Source organism: Butyricicoccus sp. AM05-1 (genome assembly GCF_003474415.1).
GTDB classification, from domain to species: Bacteria; Bacillota; Clostridia; order Oscillospirales; family Butyricicoccaceae; genus Agathobaculum; species Agathobaculum butyriciproducens.
This window is the reverse complement of the sequence record NZ_QUDG01000005.1, coordinates 45,457-65,359: the sequence shown is the minus strand read 5'-3', so window position 1 is coordinate 65,359 and position 19,903 is coordinate 45,457. Positions and strand designations below refer to the sequence as shown.

General features: G+C 55.7%; 16 protein-coding genes. All 16 read right to left on the bottom strand.

Annotated elements, in window-relative coordinates; translation table 11 throughout:
- Positions 1–518: 518 nt before the first annotated feature.
- The 16 genes from DW088_RS08610 to smc all read right to left on the bottom strand — a co-directional run bounded on the left by DW088_RS08610 (position 519) and on the right by smc (position 19,842).
- Positions 519–2,735, bottom strand: a complete 2,217-nt coding sequence (locus tag DW088_RS08610; protein WP_118360404.1) for a DNA gyrase/topoisomerase IV subunit A — start codon at positions 2,733–2,735, stop codon at positions 519–521.
- Between the two features lie 26 nt (positions 2,736–2,761).
- Positions 2,762–3,904 (bottom strand): phospholipase D family protein, encoded by a 1,143-nt coding sequence (locus DW088_RS08605; protein ID WP_158574645.1) that lies wholly within the window; start codon positions 3,902–3,904, stop codon positions 2,762–2,764.
- A 19-nt stretch (positions 3,905–3,923) separates the two neighbouring features.
- A complete protein-coding gene (locus tag DW088_RS08600; RefSeq protein WP_117492738.1) occupies positions 3,924–5,918 on the bottom strand; it encodes a DNA gyrase/topoisomerase IV subunit B in 1,995 nt (664 codons plus the stop codon).
- A 619-nt stretch (positions 5,919–6,537) separates the two neighbouring features.
- Positions 6,538–7,068 (bottom strand): TIGR00730 family Rossman fold protein, encoded by a 531-nt coding sequence (locus DW088_RS08595; protein ID WP_118360402.1) that lies wholly within the window; start codon positions 7,066–7,068, stop codon positions 6,538–6,540.
- 188 nt (positions 7,069–7,256) lie between these two features.
- Positions 7,257–7,439, bottom strand: coding sequence for a 30S ribosomal protein S21 (gene rpsU, locus DW088_RS08590; protein WP_031472056.1), 183 nt, complete (start codon positions 7,437–7,439; stop codon positions 7,257–7,259).
- Between the two features lie 170 nt (positions 7,440–7,609).
- Positions 7,610–10,018: a leucine--tRNA ligase gene (gene leuS / locus DW088_RS08585; RefSeq protein ID WP_118360401.1), complete on the bottom strand. Its 2,409-nt coding sequence runs from the start codon at positions 10,016–10,018 to the stop codon at positions 7,610–7,612.
- An 84-nt stretch (positions 10,019–10,102) separates the two neighbouring features.
- On the bottom strand, positions 10,103–10,468 hold the full coding sequence (gene rsfS, locus DW088_RS08580) for a ribosome silencing factor (RefSeq protein WP_110436454.1): 366 nt from the start codon (positions 10,466–10,468) through the stop codon (positions 10,103–10,105).
- 67 nt (positions 10,469–10,535) lie between these two features.
- The gene (locus DW088_RS08575) at positions 10,536–12,029 is read right to left on the bottom strand and encodes an LCP family protein (RefSeq protein WP_118360400.1); all 1,494 of its coding nucleotides are present in this window, start codon (positions 12,027–12,029) and stop codon (positions 10,536–10,538) included.
- Positions 12,030–12,047: 18 nt separating this feature from the next.
- Positions 12,048–12,629, bottom strand: a complete 582-nt coding sequence (gene yqeK, locus DW088_RS08570; RefSeq protein WP_118360399.1) for a bis(5'-nucleosyl)-tetraphosphatase (symmetrical) YqeK — start codon at positions 12,627–12,629, stop codon at positions 12,048–12,050.
- A gap of 140 nt (positions 12,630–12,769) precedes the next feature.
- Positions 12,770–13,363 carry a nicotinate (nicotinamide) nucleotide adenylyltransferase gene (gene nadD / locus DW088_RS08565; protein ID WP_118360398.1) on the bottom strand — a complete coding sequence of 198 codons (594 nt, stop codon included), beginning with the start codon at positions 13,361–13,363 and terminating at the stop codon, positions 12,770–12,772.
- Positions 13,360–13,659, bottom strand: coding sequence for a YhbY family RNA-binding protein (locus DW088_RS08560; protein WP_110436450.1), 300 nt, complete (start codon positions 13,657–13,659; stop codon positions 13,360–13,362). The genes nadD and DW088_RS08560 overlap by 4 nt, the downstream gene beginning before the upstream one ends.
- Before the next feature lie 63 nt (positions 13,660–13,722).
- On the bottom strand, positions 13,723–14,295 hold the full coding sequence (gene rdgB, locus DW088_RS08555) for an RdgB/HAM1 family non-canonical purine NTP pyrophosphatase (protein ID WP_118360397.1): 573 nt from the start codon (positions 14,293–14,295) through the stop codon (positions 13,723–13,725).
- Positions 14,295–15,020 (bottom strand): ribonuclease PH, encoded by a 726-nt coding sequence (rph, locus tag DW088_RS08550; RefSeq protein WP_117492600.1) that lies wholly within the window; start codon positions 15,018–15,020, stop codon positions 14,295–14,297. Before rph ends, rdgB begins: the two co-directional genes overlap by 1 nt.
- On the bottom strand, positions 15,007–15,975 hold the full coding sequence (gene ftsY, locus DW088_RS08545; RefSeq protein ID WP_118360396.1) for a signal recognition particle-docking protein FtsY: 969 nt from the start codon (positions 15,973–15,975) through the stop codon (positions 15,007–15,009). The genes rph and ftsY overlap by 14 nt, the downstream gene beginning before the upstream one ends.
- A 51-nt stretch (positions 15,976–16,026) precedes the next feature.
- The gene (locus tag DW088_RS08540; protein ID WP_118360395.1) at positions 16,027–16,230 is read right to left on the bottom strand and encodes a hypothetical protein; all 204 of its coding nucleotides are present in this window, start codon (positions 16,228–16,230) and stop codon (positions 16,027–16,029) included.
- Between the two features lie 36 nt (positions 16,231–16,266).
- Positions 16,267–19,842 carry a chromosome segregation protein SMC gene (gene smc, locus DW088_RS08535; protein WP_118360394.1) on the bottom strand — a complete coding sequence of 1,192 codons (3,576 nt, stop codon included), beginning with the start codon at positions 19,840–19,842 and terminating at the stop codon, positions 16,267–16,269.
- Positions 19,843–19,903 lie beyond the last annotated feature (61 nt).

Sequence of the window (19,903 nt, the reverse complement as noted above, 5' to 3'; positions counted from 1 at the left end):
TAGCGCGTTATGATAGACAGCACCTACGAAGATAAATTGTGCCAAACACCTAAATTCGCAGGTGCCTTCCGGTATAACGTGCCAAAGGGTTGCGCGGCACTGTCATGCCGCGCTTGCGTAGATGAAACCACATGTGTAGCAGAACAGTATCCGACACTGCGAATATGTCTCGACATGGGAGCACACTGTGCTCCCCTACGGTAGAAAAACTCCTCTGCCGTTCCCCTTATTTCACAGCGGTCACATGTCGGCAATCTGCGCCAGACCCTCTACGGGAAAGGGGTGATTCACAAGAGGGTGGAAACCGCAGGTGTCTACCCTCTTGTGCGCCCGCGCGGCGTCAGCGCAACTCCCCGCCGCGGGGCGCGGCGAATCCCCGCGCTCCGCAGAGCGCAACTCCCCGCTGAGGTTCAGCGAAAAACTTCCCGCCCGTCAGGACGAACACGCCTGCGGCAGTTCGTGTCCCCCACAGAATCGGTGCAGAGAAAAAACGCAGAGGAAACCCTCTGCGTTTCGCATTAAAGCAATTTGAGCTGCTTATCCGGCAGATCCTCATCGGTAAGCAATGCGCCGATGGACGGAATACTGCGGCAGCGGTAACGCGCGTTATCGCTGAGCGCGGCGTCCTCGGTGCGGCACGCCCGCGTAATGGTATGCTTGCCGCGCAGCACCATGGTCTGCACGCCCTGCGTGGAACGGGTTGTCTTGACATCGAGCATGCTCGCGCGGAACGTGAGCGCACGGTTGGCAGTCGAGAACATGGTGATCTCGCTCTCCTCCTCGATTGGGTGGAAGAACGCCACAGCCGGCGCCTTATCCGAGTACGCGCCGGTCAGGCGGCGTCGATTTGTCTTGGTCTCGAAGGATTCCATCGAAAACCGGGCTGCCTTGCCGTTTTGGAACACAACGACCATACTGCCCTTGTAGTCACCCGGCAGGACGGCATAAACCGGCGTTTCGCCCTCGTCCATCTCCAGCTTGGACGCAAGGTAATCACCGAGCACAGACGCCTTGCTGTCCTCAAAGTCGTACAGGTGCGCCTTGTACGCCTGCTGCATATTGGTGAAAAAGATAATTTCGTTCTTGTTGGTCGCCTCAGCCGTCCAGAACACCTCATCGCCCTCTTTGAGCTTATGGTCCTGCGACATACGCCACGACTGCGGCGTAATCTTCTTGAAGTAGCCCTCGCGGGTGAGGAACAGCAGCACCGGATAATCCTCGATGTGGTCCTCCTCGTCGAACTGCTGCACGTTGTCCGCAGTGATGATGCGCGTGCGGCGCTCGGAGGGGTACTTCTTGATGATCTGCTCCAGCTCTTTGATGATGATATTGCGGATCTTCGCCTTGGATTTGACGATTTCCTCCAGCTTTTTAATCTCATTTTCGAGTGCTTCGGTCTCCTGCGTGCGCTTCAGGATATACTCCTTGTTGATGTTGCGCAGGCGGATATCCGCAATAAATTCGGCCTGGATTTTGTCGATGCCGAAGCCTTCCATCAGGTTCGGGATAACATTTGCGTCCTCTTCGGTCTCGCGGATGATTTTGATTGCCTTGTCGATATCGAGCAGGATTTTGCGCAGACCGAGCAGCAGATGCAGCTTGTCCTTCTTCTTGTTGAGGTCGAAGAACACGCGGCGGCGGACACATTCCGTGCGCCATGCCGTCCACTCATCGAGCAGCTCGGCTACGCCGAGCACGCGCGGCATGCCTGCAATCAGCACGTTGAAGTTGCAGGAGAAGCTGTCCTGCAGGGTAGTCATCTTCATCAGCTTGGCCATCAGCTTTTCCGGGTCGGTGCCGCGCTTGAGGTCGATGGCGATCTTCAGACCGGAAAGATCGGTCTCGTCGCGCACATCGGCAATCTCGCGCACCTTGCCGTTCTTGACCAGCTCGGCGATCTTGTCGATGATGGCCTCGATGGTGGTCGTGTACGGAATCTCCGTGATCTCGATCAGGTTGTCCTTCTTGTTGTACGCCCATTTTGCGCGCACCTTGAACGAGCCGCGTCCGGTGCGGTAGATGGCACGCATTTCCGCTTCATCGTAGATGAGCTCGCCGCCGGTGGTAAAATCCGGCGCAGGCAGCGTGGAAAGGATATCGTGCTCGGGATTTTTGATAAGCTCGATGGTCGTGCGGCAGACTTCCGCGAGGTTAAAGCCGCAGAAATTGGATGCCATGCCGACCGCAATGCCGGTATTCGCGGACACGAGAATGTTCGGGTAGGTCGTCGGCAGCAGCGTCGGCTCCTTCATCTCGCCGTCATAGTTATCCACAAAATCCACTGCGTCGGTGTCGATATCGCGGAACAGCTCGGCACAGAACGCATCCAGCTTTGCCTCGGTATAACGCGGCGCGGCGTATGCCATATCGCGCGAGTATACCTTGCCGAAGTTGCCCTTGCTGTCCACAAACGGCATGAGAAGCGCCTCATTGCCGCGTGTCAGGCGCACCATAGTCTCGTAGATAGCCGCATCGCCATGCGGGTTCAGCTTCATGGTCTGACCCACGATGTTCGCAGATTTGGTGCGGTTGCCGTTCAGCAGGCCCATCTTGTACATGGTGTACAGCAGCTTGCGGTGGGACGGCTTGAAGCCGTCAATCTCCGGGATCGCGCGGGACACGATAACGCTCATCGCGTACGGCATGTAGTTCTCGCGCAGCGTGTCCGTGATGCGCTGATCGACCGAGGGGTGTTCTTTATATACTTTTGGTTCGTCGGTTTTCTTTTTTGCCATTATGCTCTCCCGTTCATCTCAGGAACTTATTCTCTGAATTTCGATTCTAAGTATTCTCTCGCTTTATCTGTTAATTCCAAATATGCCTGTTGCCGATGACTGTGCAAAAGCGTTTCCAACGGCTTATTCGTTCCCTGCGAAGAAGCATACATATCTGTACCTAATGCTTCCACCACCTCATACAGCGGTACGCCATATTGAATGGTCTTGCTTACTTCCGGAAGGGCTTGTTCATTATACAACTCAATAAAATACGGCCATTGGCAATCTTCATCTAATTTGTTTTCTTCCTTAAATTCATGGCAAAACGCTTGCGCTACAATAATCGGGCAGGCTTTTCCATTCTTATCCCACGAATGCAATGCCAAAAAGATTTTATCGCCTTCTTGTATTTTCCGCGGCTTATGCTTCTCCGAGAAATAAGTTGCACATTGCCCCTCTTTATTATAATCAAATGCATATGGCTGTATTTGATTCGGTTTATACGGCTTTCTCTGTGCAGAACTTGCCGAAAACTTTAGCCAGCAGCGATTCTGCGTTTTTTTCTTCGGCTTCAACTGCAAAAAATCCTGTACAGTATCATTTTCTTCCACAGTCGCTTTATGCGACAGCTCCGCACCTAAATCTCCAGTTTTATCTACCGTTGAAGCATTCTTTTTCTTATCCTTGCAAAGCTGCTGCACTTTCTTTTTTACGGTATGAAGCCATTCTCCAGTAACTATGCCTTTGTAGTCAGCTTCTATCGCCGCGCGCATATCTGCAAAATATTCATCGCATTTTTGAAACAACTGTGATTCATCAGTCGCAATAAGAGACAATTCATGGTTGCCCTGCAAACCGCCATTCGTAAAATTGGCAGAACCCAGTATCACTATACGATTGTCTATTAAATAGAGTTTTGTATGCAGATTTTTCAGTGCCAAGACTTTTGCACCCGCTTGATGCAGTTCAATCAAAGCGTCAATATCACTTACACCGGTCGCAAAATTTTCATAATTAAACCGTGAAATCAGTACACAGTCTACCTTATTCTTTTGAATAATCTGTGCTAATCTATGTGCTGGTTGCTTTTTGATAAATGGTGTAACAATATAGATTCTTTGCTGACTTTCACCCAAAGCATTTAATACACTTTCCCGGTGATTATCCGTCAATAATTCAATAGACATTGCGCATCCCTCGCATATCTTACGAAATATCTGCCAGCTCGAGATAATCCGCGCCGTTCTCGGCAATATACTCCTTGCGTCCGGCGAGGTTGTCGCCGAGCAGCAGGTCGAACATTTCGCTCGTGGCAGCCGCTTCATCCGGCGTAATGCGGATCAGGCGGCGGTTTTCGGGGTTCATGGTGGTCTCCCACATCATTTCGGGCTGGTTCTCGCCGAGACCCTTGGAGCGCTGGATAAGAATCTTTTTGCCCTCCAGCTTTTTGAGGATAGCCGCTTTTTCGCTCTCATCGAACGCAAAATAGCTCTTGTCGCGGTAGGTGATCTCATACAGCGGCGACTCCGCAATATAAACGTAGCCCTGTTCGATGAGCGTCGGCACCAGACGGTACAGCATGGTCAGAATGAGCGTACGGATCTGGAAGCCGTCCACATCGGCATCGGTGCAGATGATGATACGGTGCCAGCGCAGGCTTTCGAGGTCGAACGCAGAAAGGTCCTTTGCCGCCTTGCCGCGCACCTCGACACCGCAGCCGAGGACTTTGAGGAGGTCGGTTATGATGTCATTCTTAAAGATTTTATCGTAATCCGCCTTGAGGCAGTTGAGGATTTTGCCGCGCACCGGCATGATGGCCTGAAATTCACTGTCGCGGCCCTGCTTTACCGAACCGAGCGCGGAATCACCCTCGACGATATACAGCTCACGGCGGGACGCATCCTTGGTGCGGCAGTCCACGAACTTCTGCACACGGTTAGCGAGGTCAATATTGCCGGACAGCTTCTTTTTGATATTCAGACGCGCCTTTTCCGCCTGTTCGCGGCTGCGCTTGTTGATCAGGATCTGCTCTGCGATCTTGTCAGCCTCGGCCTTGTTCTCGATAAAGTAGATCTCGAGTCCTTCCTTGAGGAACTCGGTCATGGCCTCCTGGATGAACTTGTTGGTGATGGCCTTCTTGGTCTGGTTCTCGTAGGAGGTCTGGGTGGAGAAGCAGTTGGTGACAAGCACAAGGCTGTCGAAAATATCCTGATAAGTGACCTTGCTCTCGCTCTTGTTGTACTTGTTGTTCTGCTTGAGATACGCATCGATGGCAGACACGAACGCCGAGCGAACGGCCTTGTCCGGTGCACCGCCGTGCTCCAGCCACGAGGAGTTGTGGTAATACTCGATCTGCGACACCGCCGAGGAGAAGCAGAACGCGCACGACAGCTTCACCTTGTACTCGGCCTTGTCGGCGCGGTCGCGTCCGCGTCGTTCGCCCTCGAGGAACTGCACCGAGGTCAGCGGATTTTCGCCTGCCAGCTCAGTCACATAGTCCACAATGCCGTTCTGATAGAGGAATTCGGTGGTCTCGTACCTGCTGCCCACCTGATTTTTCAGCACAAACTTGATGTGGCTGTTGACAACCGCCTGCCGCTTGAGCGTATCCAGATAATAATCCACAGGGATGTTGATATCCGTGAATACCTCCAGATCGGGCTTCCAACGAATGGTCGTGCCGGTTTTGCGCGCGTTCGTCGCCTTCTTGGTGTAGCCTTCCTTGGTGCCGGTCTTGTTTTCGCCCTTTTCAAAGTGCAGGCCGTACTCGAAGCCGTCACGGATGACGGTGACGTCCATGTACTCCGAGGAATACTGCGTCGCGCAAGTGCCCAGACCGTTAAGGCCAAGCGAAAACTCATAGTTTTCGCCGGTATCGTTCTTGTACTTGCCACCTGCGTACAGCTCGCAGAAGACCAGCTCCCAGTTGTAGCGCTGCTCGTTTTCGTTCCATTCAATCGGGATACCGCGGCCATGGTCAGCGACTTCTATCGAGCCGTCCGCATAGCGTGTGGTGATGATCTCGGTGCCGTGGCCCTCTCGTGCCTCGTCGATCGAGTTGGACAGGATCTCAAAGACCGCGTGCTCGCAGCCCTCCAGTCCGTCCGAGCCGAAGATAACGCCCGGGCGCTTGCGCACACGGTCCGCACCCTTCAGCGAGGAGATGCTTTCGTTGCCGTATGACGGCTTTGCTTTGCTCATATATACTTTAACTCCCAATTTCCGAAGTTTTACTTACTTTATTATATCTGTTCAGATATGAAATAGTCATTTATATCAATTTTACACCATATCATTGTTTATGTCAACAAAACAGAACAATTGTTCTGTTTTCGCAATCCATAGAAATGCTAAAACCAGACAAATCACTGCCTTGCCCCCTATTTTGTCCGAACGCAAAAAATGCGCGCTCTCAGTTCCTGCTGAAAGCGCGTTGTATGGGGCAACACCGCGCAATTAAAGCAGCGGCTTCTTGCGCCGCTGCCGCGGTGCTTTGCGAAAATTATGCGGTATTGCCCAATGGGTGTCTTGCACCTCTTGTTTTTGGACTGTCCGGGAGCCTGCGCGGTATTCCGTCCCACAGGGCCAGACAGATTTTTGAAGGATTGACTGCTCACACAGTCGGAGAAAAAGATTTCCTATGAAGTATCTATTTCAAAAGGGATGGCAAGCGGTTCTTAGCACTCATCTTGCTGTTCCCCTGCTGTGATTACAGAATACAGGAATCCCATGTCTAAAGTATGTAGAAAGTTTGAAGAAACCGTAAACATACCGTTTCTAAATTGAAAATGACGCGACCGCAAACCCGATACGTTCATTCTCAATTCAAAAGTGCTGTAACCTCTTCCAAGGTGTTCGCAAAATAGATTTTCTTCTGCCGTTCTTTGGTGGACAGCTCCATCTCGATCATGTGGTCGAGCAGTGCCTTCATATGGTCGTAATAGCCGTTGAGATTATAGAAAATGCACGGTGCATCCAGCTGGTTCAGTGCCAGCTTGCTCATCACCTCGGCGATCTCCTCGAGCGTGCCCGTACCACCCGGAAAGGCGATGAACGCGTCTCCAAGCTCGATCATTCTGGTTTTGCGATCAGTCATATCCTCGGTGACGATCAGCTCGGTCAGACCGTCCAGCTGCAGCTCCTGCTCGATAAAAAAGCGCGGCTCTACGCCGATTACCTTACCGCCTGCAGCCAGTGCGCTCTCCGCGACCGCGCCCATCAGACCGACCCGTGAGCCGCCGTAGACCAGTGTATGGCCGTGCTCACCAATCCATGCGCCAAGCTCGCACACGGCGGTTTTGAGGGCAGGCTCACGGCCCTCGTTTGCACCCAGATATACGGTTATATTCATCATTTTGTCCTCCATTATACAGGTGTATGCAGGGTTATCGGCGGTAATGCCGGAAATTCTGATTTGCTAATTTGCACCAGCTAATCGGGGTACACAAACTGCGTAAGCGGATTCGTGCGCCCTGCTGGGGCGGTGCAGAAAAAAGAAAAGAGCAGACGTTTAACCATCTGCTCTCTGGAAATTCTATTTTAGCGGAACTTCTTCTTCTTTGCGCGTGCAGCCTCAGACTTCTTGCGGCGCTTTACGCTCGGGCTTTCATAATGCTCACGCTTGCGGAGCTCGGAAAGCGTACCCGCCTTGGCACACGAACGCTTGAAGCGACGCAGTGCGCTGTCAATAGACTCATTTTCCTTGATGCGGATCTCCGACACAGTTTTCCCTCCCTCCGCACGTTCCCCTCATGGGGATCGCTTAGCACAGTTTGTATACATTCGTACACAAAACCGTAAGGATATTATATCGAATTTCCGCGTCAATGTCAACTACTTTTTCCCGTAGTTTTCGATTTTTTCTTTTTGACGCGGAAATCCGGCATTCCTTCTTACTTTACGACAAGGTTTACGATCTTGCCCGGAACAACGATCTGCTTTACGATCTGCTTGCCCTCGATGGCGTGCTGTACCTTTTCCTCTGCCAGTGCGGTGTCAATCGCAGTCTGCTTGTCCGCATCGACTGCCAGCTTAATAGTGCACTTCAGCTTGCCGTTTACCTGTACCGCCAGTTCTACCATGCTCTCGACGGTCTTGGCCTCGTCGTAGGTCGGCCACGGTGCTACAGAGAGCAGACCGGTCTCGCCGAGCTGCTGCCACAGCTCCTCGGTGATATGCGGTGCAAACGGATTGAGCAGTGCCAGGAAGGTCTTGTACTCAGCCTTGTTTACGCCCTTGTCGTAGAACTCGTTGAGCATGGTCATCAGCGCTGCGATAGCGGTGTTGGCCTTGAGGTTGTCTGCATCCTCGCCCACCTTCTTGATGGTACGGTTCATAAGAACCTCGTGCTGCTCGGAGTAGGTGTCGCCGTCCTGCACCTTGTCAGCCAGCGCCCATACACGCTCGAGGAAGCGGCGGCAGCCCTTGATGGACTTCGGGCTCCACGGAGCAGCCTTCTCAAAGTCGCCGATGAACATCTCGTACAGACGCATGGTATCTGCGCCGTAGGTGTCAACGATCTCGTCCGGGTTGACGACGTTGCCGCGGCTCTTGGACATCTTCTCGCCGTTCTCGCCGAGGATCATGCCGTGGCTGGTGCGCTTTGCATACGGCTCCTTGGTCGGCACTACGCCGATGTCATACAGGAACTTATGCCAGAAACGGCTGTACAGCAGATGCAGCGTGGTGTGCTCCATGCCGCCGTTGTACCAGTCAACCGGAGACCAGTATTTCAGTGTTTCCGGCGAAGCAAGCGCCTTGTCGTTGTGCGGGTCCATATAGCGCAGGAAGTACCAGGAGGAACCGGCCCACTGCGGCATGGTATCGGTCTCGCGCTTTGCCGGACCGCCGCAGCACGGACAGGTGGTGTTTACCCAGTCGGTCATGTGCGCCAGCGGAGACTCGCCGTTATCGGTCGGCTCGTAGCTGGTTACGTTCGGCAGCTCAAGCGGCAGCTGATCCTCCGGCAGAGCCACATAGCCGCACTTGTCGCACTTGACGATCGGAATCGGCTCGCCCCAGTAACGCTGACGGGAGAATACCCAGTCACGCAGCTTGTACTGCACCTTGGCATGACCGATGCCCTTCTCGCCCAGCCACTCGATCATAGCCGGGATCGCATCCTTGACAGTCTTGCCGTTGAGGAAATCCGAGTTGACCAGAATACCGGTCTCATCCTTTGCGGTAAAGGCTGCCTTCTGGACATCCTCGCCGCCGGAAACGACCTCGATGATCTCACAGCCGAACTTCTTAGCAAACTCCCAGTCGCGGTCATCGTGCGCCGGGACAGCCATGATGGCACCGGTGCCGTAGCCCATCAGAACATAGTCGGAAACGAAGATTGGGATCTGCTTGCCGTTTACCGGATTGATTGCGGCAACGCCGTCCAGCTTAACGCCGGTCTTGTCCTTGTTCAGTTCGGTGCGCTCGAAGTCGGACTTGCGGGCAGCCTCCTCGCGGTACGCGCGAATGTCCTCGATGTTGTTCAGCTTGTCTGCCCACTGCTCGATCATCGGGTGCTCCGGAGAGATTACCATGTAGGTCGCGCCGAACAGGGTGTCCGGACGAGTGGTGTAAACGGTCAGCGTATCGCCCTCAGTGGTCTTGAAATCCACCTCGGCACCGGTGGAACGGCCGATCCAGTTGCGCTGCTGAATCTTAACGCGTTCAATATAGTCCACATCTTCCAGATCGTCGATCAGACGCTGTGCGTACTTGGTGATGGCGAGCATCCACTGGCTCTTGGTCTTGTGAACGACCTCGCTGCCGCAGCGCTCACAAACGCCGTTGACAACCTCCTCGTTCGCCAGAACGCACTTGCAGGAGGTACACCAGTTTACGCTCATTTCCTTCTTGTAGGCCAGGCCCTTCTTGAACAGCTGCAGGAAAATCCACTGAGTCCACTTGTAGTAGCTCGGGTCGGTGGTATTGATCTCACGCGACCAGTCGAACGACAGACCGAGGCTCTTGAGCTGGCTCTTGAAGCGGGCGATGTTCTTCTTGGTGACCTCTGCCGGATGCACATGGTTCTTGATGGCAAAGTTCTCAGTCGGCAGACCGAATGCGTCCCAGCCCATCGGATACAGCACGTTGTAGCCCTGCATGCGCTTTTTGCGCGCAACGATATCCAGCGCGGTGTAGGAGCGCGGATGGCCTACATGCAGACCCTGACCGGACGGGTACGGGAACTCAACGAGTGCATAGAACTTCTCCTTGTCCGAGTCATTCTCGGCGCAGAAGCACTGCTTCTCGTCCCAGATGTCCTGCCATTTCTTTTCTACTTGTTTATGATCGTACTTCAACGGATTCTCCCCCTAAAGTGAGTTTTTGATTTTGAGCGCGACAACGCGGCGGACACGTTTCCGGGGCCGCCGCATGTCGGTATTTTACTTGTCCTCGATGCCCAGCTCTTCAAGCGTTACCGGCGTGCCGTCCTTCCACAGGTTCTCCAGATTGTAGAACTTGCGTGCCTCCGGCATGAATACATGCAGTACAGCGCAGCCGTAGTCCAGCAGCATCCACTGTGCGGATTCATAGCCCTCGGTGTGGTGCGGCATCTCGTCGTGATCGTACTTCAGGTGCCACTCTACATTGTCCGCCAGTGCCTTAACCTGCGTAGTGGAGGACGCAGAGCAGATGACGAAATACTCGGTCAGCTCGGTCAGGCGCTCAACATGCAGCACCTCAATGCCCTGAGCCTTTTTCTCGATCAGCGCTTCGCAGATCGCCTTTACAGTTTCTTTTGCAGTCAAAGTATAAACTCCTTTTGTGCGGCAGAAAAGGGTTTGCCTTTCTGCCGATTATGGTATATTGCCTTTATTATGCCTCGGGATCGTACGTTCCGCCGTCGTCCCCGCCGGAGGAAGCACCGCTGTCCTCTCCGCCGCCGGTGTAATCGCCGCCGGAGGAGTCGCCGCCGCTCTCCTCACCAGAGTCGCCGCCGGAAGAGTCTCCGCCGCTGTCGCCGCCCGAGTAGTCATTGTTATCCGAATAATCGCCGTCCGAGCCGCTGTTGTCGTAGGATGGCTCATCGTAGCTGTAATCCGGTTCTTCGTAATAATCTTCGCTGTAATCGTACGAGCCGGAGGTGTCACCCCATACATTATCTTCCTCGCCCGAGCTTACATAGCCGCCCGAGTAAGTAGTGGTATCCGGTCCGCCGACAATGTCCAGCTTGGAGATCGGCTCCTCGTAGGGGTTGAAATACTTATTTACCAGCTCCAGCGTCTGGTCGTAATACGGGAAGAAGAACGAATACTGCACCGAGGTGCCCGCTGTGCTCATCTTGCCGTAGCCGGGCAGTGTAAAGAACTGAATGCTGCTGTTGTCGATCTGCATGGCCTGCATGCCCATCCACAGCAGCTCGCCGGCGCTGAAGTCGGTCTTGACGTTCTTGAACACGGCCTCTGCGATCGAGCGGATCTTGGTCACGTTCTTGATCTGCAGCACCTGACCTGCCAGCGACTTGAGGAACTTCTGCTGATTCTCTACACGGCCTTCATCGCCGTTGGTGTACTGTACGGTGTAATCGTTGTTGTGTCTCCAGCGCAGAAAGCCGACAGTCTGCTTGCCGTCCAGATGCTGCTGGCCTTTTTTCAGGTCGATGTGCAGATTCTGCGACGGATCATCGTACTTCATATCGAACGGCACGTCATAATCCACGCCGCCGATCGCATCCACGATGGCTGCAATGCCGTCAAAGTTGACGATAACGTATTTATCCGGCCGGAAGCCCATCAGACGCTCGATTTCCTTGCCCATCTGCTCGATGTTGCCGCCCTTGCCGCCGGTATCCATGCCGTAGGCCGCGTTGATCTTCTTGCTCGCGCCGGTCGCCGTGTTGTTGCACATGGTGTCGCGCGGGATGTTCATGACGTTGATGGTCTTATCCTTGGTATCCATGGTTGCGACCATCAAAGCGTCTGTTCGTGTTTCGTCCTCATCAACTGCGCCGACCACGAACGTAAACACATCGTCAATGCGGGTGCCCGAGTTGAGCAGGCTGCTCACATCGACCTTATCGCCGTTTTCCTTGTCCTTGATCGTCGCCTGCGGCGAACGGACGAACCACACCGCTGCAGCAGCTGCGCACGCGAACAGCACCAGCACAACCGCCATAACGATGGCAATGCGCTTGCCCTTCTGTCTGGGTGTCAGCTTTTTTTTCTCCTTCGGAGCCTTTCCCTTTTTGCCGCCCGGCTTAGGCGCCGAGATCGGCTGGTGGTTCCCTTCCGGCTTGGGCGCTGCCTGCTGTGCCGGAGTGCTGTCTCCGTTGCGGTTTTTCCTGCCGCCGCTTCCTCCGAATAGTTTCAAACGATTCCTGCCTCCATTTTACTTGTCCCGCCAGCTGACACCCTGCCGGATCATATCATTATAAGCGGCAATGGTATCGCTGTGGATGAGTTTTCCGCGTGCGACCAGCTCGGTCAGCGTCTGGTCATAGCAGTAGAGCAGGGCACTGTCGATGTCGATCTGCGCCAGCTCACGCGCCTTGTCCACGCCGGGAAAATCACGAGTTTCTTCGATGTAATCCGCCAGATACAAGATCTTGTCAAGCAGCGTCATATGGTTCTTGCCGGTGGTGTGGCAGGCGATGGCATCGCAGATATCCTCGGGCATGTGGTATTCGGCCCGCGCGATGGCTGCCGCCGTCTTTCCGTGCAGCATTTTCGGCTCGCTTTTTTCGACGGTACAGGGTATTATACCGTATTTCTCGCATAAATTCAACTGTTCTTGCGGAGAAAGATATTTTGTTATGTCATGCAGAATGCCTGCGGTACCCGCTTTTTCCGGGTCCTCGCCGTACTTTTCTGCCAGCATGATCGCCGCACGCTCCACGCCGAGCGAGTGCTCATAGCGGTAGCCCTGCAGTCTGGAAAGGATACTTTTACGCATTTCTTCATTACATAACATAACTTTTCCCGCCTTTCTCTGTATTTCCTGCCGCAAAACTGCAGCTTTGCCGACAAGGAGGAACGAGCCGCAAGCTGTTCCTAAACTACTGATTTCGAACAAGCTGCTGTATTTATCTGTCAAACCTGTATTTTACAGGCTTAATAGCCGTACAAATGCTTTTCTTCGATGTAATCCGCGACCGATTCCGGTGTATAGCATCGCAGTGCACCGCCCTGCCGCAGCTCGGTTGAGGAAATGGTCAGGCTGTCGCCCTGCACCAGCTCTACGGTTGCACCGAGCGAGTCCTTGAGCGCCGCCGCCTTTTCGCGCAGCGCGTCCCAGTCCTCGTTTTCGCGGGCGCAGACCGCAAGCGAAGCCAGCCGCGCGATCTCGTCCGGCGCACGCCAGATCCTGTCAAACGAGAGCAGCATATCCGTGCCGACGATCAGGTGCAGGTCGGTCTCACCGCGTGCATGAAGCGCGCGAAGCGTGTCCACCGTGTAGCTTGCGCCGCCGCGGTCGATCTCGATGGTGTCCAACTGTGCCCACGGTTTTTCTGCCGTCAGGCGGCGCACCATTTCGCACCGGTCCTCTGCGGAAGCGGTGTTCTCCGGCAGAGCCTTGTGCGGCGGAATGTTAGTCGGAATGAACAGCACCCGATCTAAGTTCAGCGCACGGTACGCGAGTTCCGCCGCGTGCAGATGTCCCAGATGCGGCGGATTGAACGTGCCGCCGAGAATCCCTGTTCTCATTTTACCAGAACGATCTTGCGCTTGTCCTCATCGCTGGACTGGCGGTACAGCACAAACTTGGAGCCGATGCACTGTACAGCGTCCGCGCCGGTGGCCTCGCAGAGCGCCTCGGATACCGTGCGCGGCGTCAGCATCGCACTCTCGAGCACCTTGCCCTTGACCAGCTCGTGGGATTCGAGCAGCGCGTCCAGTTCGCGTTCTACCGCGTCGGTTACGCCTTCCTTGCCGATGATCAGCGTAACTGCCAGCGGGTTTGCCATTGCACGAAGCTGTGCGCGTTGTTTTGTGTTAAGCATAAATGTAAACTCCTGTAATTTCGTTATATTTTTTTCGTAGGGCGGGCTGCCCTACGGATTCGCTTATATTTTATCCTTTAAGACTTCTTTCAGCTTATTCAAAGCATTTGCCCGATGAGAGATTGTATTCTTGACCTCTGCGGGCAGTTCGCCGAAGGTACAGCCGTATTTCTCGACATAGAACAGCGGGTCATAGCCGAAGCCGCCTGCACCGTGGTTCTTGCGGAGCAGTTCTCCTTCACATTCACCGCGCACGGTGAGCGTTTCGCCGTCCGCGAGCACACACGCGATCGCGCACACAAACCGGCAGGCACGGTTTTCCTTATCCTGCATATTTTTCAGCAAAAAGGCGTTTCGGTCCTCGTCCGTACCCTCGCAGTAGCGCGCCGAGTAGATACCGGGAGCGCCGTCCAGTGCATCCACGCACAGGCCGCTGTCGTCCGCGAGAGCGGGCAGACCGGTGAATTCTGCGGCGGATTTTGCCTTGATCATGGCGTTTTCCTCGAAGGTTTTGCCGTTTTCATCGGGTTCGGGCGCACCCTCCGGCAGCGGAATGATTTCGATGCCAAGGCTGCTCACGATAGCGGACAGCTCTGCCAGCTTTTTCTTGTTATGGGACGCAAGTACAAACTGCATTACAGACTTTCCCCCATCACCTTGGCCTGCTTGCGGCACAGCGTCAGGCAGCCACGCTTGCCGAGTCCGAGCAGCTTGCGCAGCTCGGTATCCGTAAACGGACGCCCCTCGCCGGTGCCCTGCACCTCGATAAACTCACCCTTGCTCGTCATAACCACGTTGCAGTCCACGATGGCGTGGCTGTCCTCGGCGTAGTTGAGGTCGAGCACGGCTTCATCCTCAAAAATGCCGACCGAAACGGCTGCAACCTGTGCGGTGAGCGGCATCTTCTCGATCACGCCGTCGGCCAGCAGCTTTTTGCATGCAAGCCAGAGTGCAACAAATCCGCCGGTGATGGACGCGCAGCGCGTGCCGCCGTCCGCCTGAATAACATCGCAGTCAATCGTGATCTGGCGCTCACCGAGTGCTTCGCGGTCAACGACCGCACGCAGCGCACGGCCGATCAAGCGCTGGATCTCGCTCGAGCGGCCGTCCAGCTTGAGCGACTTGATATCGCGTTTTTTGCGGGTATTGGTCGCACGCGGGAGCATCGCGTACTCGGCGGTTACCCAGCCGAGGCCCTTGCCCTCGAGGAACGGCGGTACCTTTTCCTCGACCGACGCGGTGCAGATGACCTTGGTGTTGCCCATCTCAACCAGCACCGAGCCTTCCGCGTACATCGTATAGTCAGTGGTAATCTTCACCGGACGCATTGCGCCCTTGGTTCTTCCGTCAGGTCTCTGCATTTTCGTCCTCCTCGGTCTGTTCCTCGTCGTTTTCTGTGTTTTCATGAACCGGCGGCAGGATGGCCTCCAGGAATGCCGCACGATCAAAGTCGATCAGATCGTCAATGCCCTCACCAACGCCGACCAGCTTGACCGGAACACCCAGTCCTGCCGAAATAGCGATCACGATGCCGCCCTTTGCGGTGCCGTCCAGCTTGGTGAGGATGATGCCGGTCAGCTCGGCAGCCTTGTTGAACTCCTCGGCCTGATGAACCGCGTTCTGACCGGTGGTCGCGTCCAGCACGAGCAGCGTTTCGCGCGAAGCGTCCGGCAGCTCACGGGAGATAACGCGGTCGATCTTCGCCAGTTCGTTCATCAGGTTGGCCTTGTTGTGCAGACGGCCTGCCGTATCCACGATGATAATATCGCTGCCGCGTGCCTTGGCCGCCGAGATGGAGTCAAACACAACAGCTGCCGGGTCTGCGCCCTCGCCGTGGCGTACGATGTCCGCACCGGCACGTTTAGCCCAAATTTCCAACTGGTCAGCCGCCGCCGCGCGGAAGGTATCCGCCGCCGACAGCATAACCTTTTTGCCCTCATTGACATAGCGGGCCGCCAGCTTGCCGATCGAGGTCGTCTTGCCGACACCGTTGACGCCGATTACCAGAATGACCGCCGGCTTGCCGTCCGTATTCAGCGGCTGGTTGTCGAGCATATTGTCGGTCAGCACCTCGCGGAGCAGATCGCGCAGCTCGTCTGCCGTGGTGGTCTTACGCAGCTTGGCGCGCTTTTCGACCTCAGCGACGATCTTCGCCGCCGTGGACGCACCGACGTCCGACAGGATGAGTGCTTCTTCCAGCTCCTCGAGCAGATCATCGTCGATCTTGACAAATGCCGCAAACACGCTGTCCAGCGAATGGCTCACCGCATCCGAGGTTTTCTTGAAGCCCTGCTTAATTTTATCAAAAAATCCCATGCTTATCTCCTTATGTTTTTATCTTGCAAATCAGGAATCCGTATTTAGTCATTATTTCCCATAGTAGTTGATACGCCAGTTTTCCCAGTCCGTGCGGTCAATCCGCTCCCCCCAGAGAATATAGCCGCGGGCGTGTCCCCAGTGCCGAAACTCGACCGGATGCCGTGCCGCATAGCCGTCTGTCGTAAGAGAGCCGTTCGGCAATCGTCTTTCCACATCCAGCCGGTACGGATATTTTTCGCTTCGCATATCCATTGACGCAATTCTCCATTTTCCATTCTCAATTTTCCATTACTTAATGGTATTTTTGAGCCGTTTTTCTGCCTCAGCCAGATTGAGCATCAGCATTTTGGAAACGCCCTGCTCCTGCATGGTCACGCCGTAGAGCATATCTGCTTCTTCCATTGTACCACGTCTGTGGGTAATTACAATAAATTGTGTCGAATCTGTCAGGCGGCGAATGTATTTTGCAAACCGCTGCACGTTTACATCATCGAGCGCGGCTTCGATCTCATCGAGCACGCAGAACGGCGTAGGCCGCAGCTTGAGGATCGCAAAGTACAGCGCAATGGCGACAAACGCCTTTTCACCGCCCGAAAGCAGCGTAATCGTTTTAACCGCCTTGCCCGGTGGAGACACGCGGATGTCGATACCACAGTTCAGGATATCCGAGGTATCGGCAAGCTGCAGTTCGGCGTGTCCGCCGCCGAAAATCTCGCGGAAGGTATCGCGGAAGTACACATTCAGCTTGGCGAACTCGGACGCGAAAATCTCCTTCATGCTGACGGTCAGCTGGTCGATGACCTTGCGCAGATCGGTCTGCGCGGTCTCGAGGTCATCCTTCTGCTCCCGCAGGAAGCTGTGCCGCTCCTGCACACGCTGAAATTCGTCCACCGCATCCAGATTGACGTTGCCGAGCGCCCGCATTTTCACGCGCAGCTCCTGCACGCGGCCGCGCGTTTCACCGAGGTTTTCAATCGGTTTGGCGATCTCTGCCGCCGGTGTGGGTGTTAATTCATAGCTTTCCCACATTTTATCCAGAATCTGTGTTTCCTCGGTTTTCAGCTGGACCGCGCGGTTTTCCAGTCGGGCGGTCTCGCGTTCGAGTTCAAGGATTTCCTCGTTGCGGCTCTGTGCCGCCTTTTCCAGACGGACCCGTTCGCCCTCGGTCTGTTCGCGCCTGCCGGTCTGCCGCGCAAGCTGTTCGCTGAGCAGCCGGGCGGTTGTGTCGCGTCCGTGCTTGGCTGCGCGGACTTGGGTGAGTTCGTCGGTCAGGCGTGCGATTTCCGCCGCAAAGCCTGCAATCGTCTGCTCCGCACCGGACACGCCCGCGTCGAGGTCGGCCTTGAGCCGCTCAAGTTCCGCGAGTGCGCGTGCTTCGCTGTCCTGCGCCGTGCGCGTCTCCGCGAGCGCGGTCTGCGCGGCTGTGATGCGCGAAGCCGTCTGCGCCAGCTGTTCCGCGGCGGCGTTCACTGCCGTACGGTGCTCGGTGCAGACCTGCTCGGCAGCTGCAAGCGCCTGCTCTGCGGCAGACCGGCGCTCCGTGCAGGCGGCAAGTGTCTGTTCATACTTCTGCTGTGTCGCTGTGAAGTTAGTCTGTTCAGAAATCAGGCTGTCATACCGTTTCTGCAGGCTTTCCAACAGGAATTTATGCTGTTTTACCGAAGCAGCAAGTCCGGCTCTCTCCTGCTCCGCGCGGCGGCGGTCGGTTTCGATGGCCTGCGCCTGCCCGGCAAGCGATTCCAGTTCCTGCCTTGCATCCTGCTCGGTCTGTGCCAGCGTTTTGCGCTCCTGCTCGAGTGCGCGCACGCGCTCCTCGGCGGCGTGCAGGCGTTCCGCCCGCGCCAGTGCGCCGGTGCCGCGGGAGGCCGAGCCGCCTGTCATGGCACCGCCTGCCTGCAGGATTTGTCCGTCTAAGGTGACAATGCGAAACCGGTGTCCGTACGCCTTTGCCAGCGCAAGCGCGGTGTCCATATTCTCCGAAATGACCGTGCGCGCCAGCAGATTGCACACAATATTCTTATATTTTTCATTAAATCTGACGAGAGCATCCGCGGTGCCGAAGCAGCCGTTCTGCCGTTCCAGGCCGGTCTCCCGCAGGCTGTTTGCCCGAATGGTATCCAGCGGCAGGAAGGTCGCGCGGCCGCCGTCCGTGCGCTTGAGGTACGAAATGCACTGCTTGCCCACGCTCGTGCTGTCCACCACGATGGAGGACGCTGACGCACCGAGTGCAGTGTCGATTGCCGTCACGAACCGCTTTTCGGTCGTGATGAGCGCGGAAACCGGGCCGTGCACGCCGTTCATCGCACCCTTTTCGGCCTGCCGCATGACGGCTTTCACCGACCGAGAGAAGCCCTCGTACTCGTGCTGCATGTCGGTCAGCATTTTTACGCGGCTCTGCATTTCGCTCAGCGAGGACTGCGCTGCTCGCAGGTCGTTCTGCGCCTGCTCGGCCTTTCGGCGGCAGGTCTCCGCCTGAGCGGCGGCCGTCTGCGCCTGCTTTGCCGTTTCGGCAAGCGTTTGCTCGCACGCGGTCAGTTCCCGCTCGAGCTTGTCCTGTGCCTGCTTTTCGGTATCCAGCTGCTGTGCCGCTGCTGCGATTTCGGAATCCAGTGTCATTTTGCGGTCGTTCATGCCCGCCAGACCGCTCTCAGCGGCTGTTCGGTCGAGTTCGAGCGCGTGCAGCGTGTGCTCCTGCTTGCGCTGCGCCTGCTCAGCCTGCCCAAGTGCCTGCTCGGCCTGTGTGCGCTGCTGCTCCTGCCCGGCAGACTGTTTTCGGAGTGCATCCAGTTCAGCCGACTGTGCCTTCTCCTGCTCATTCCATGCAGAAATACGCTCGCGCCGTTCGGCAAGCTGCGCATCCATGCTCTGCACCTGCTCGGCGCGGTGTGCGCTCTCCTGCCGTGTGCGCTCGATATTCTCCTCGCAGTTGCGGATGTTCGCCTGAATAACCGCCTCACGGCTGATCTGCTCGGCGGCAAACTGCTCGGCTTCGCGCAGCTCATTCCGCAGACGTTCGGTTTCCCTGTCAATCTCGCGCAGTGACTCGGTCAGCTGCTCGGACTGCGCATACAGCATTCCCTGCTGCTGTTTTGCATCCGCAAGCTGCCTTTCGCAGGTTGTCTGGTCTTTATTCAACTTGGCAGTGTCATTCTTCAGCTGCTCAAGCGACAGCAGCCACAGTGAGACCTCAAGCACGCGCAGCTCATCCCGCAGATGCAGAAACCTTTTTGCCTTGTCAGCCTGCTGTTCGAGCGGCTCGAGCCGGTTTTCCAGCTCGCCGTACAGGTCGCGGATACGCACCAGATTTTCCTCGGTGGCTGACAGCCTGCGCTCGGCTTCCTCCTTACGGTAGCGGAACTTGGTGATGCCTGCGGCTTCCTCAAAGATTTCGCGCCGGTCCTCGCTCTTGAAGGACAGAATCTCGTCAATGCGGCCCTGTCCGATACTGGAATAGCCGTCGCGGCCCAGGCCGGTATCCATAAACAGCTCGTGCACATCCTTGAGGCGGCAGTGCTTTTTGTTGAGGAAATACTCGCTCTCACCCGAGCGGTAGTACCGGCGCGTGACCATAATTTCGGTAAATTCCGAGCGGAACACATGCGCCGAATTATCCAGAATGAGCGAAACCTCGGCAAAGCCGACCGGACCGCGCTTGGCTGTGCCGCCGAAGATCACGTCCTCCATCTTCGCGCCGCGCAGAGACCGCGAGGACTGCTCCCCCAGAACCCACCGGATGGCATCCGAAATATTCGATTTTCCCGAGCCGTTCGGACCGACGATCGCCGTAATACCGCCGAGAAATTTGATCTCGGTGCGATCCGGGAACGACTTGAAGCCCTGTAAAATCAGGCTTTTGAGAACCATATGCCACCTCTTTATTATAGATAGTTTTATTTTACCACTGCAGCAGTATCTTTTCAACGAC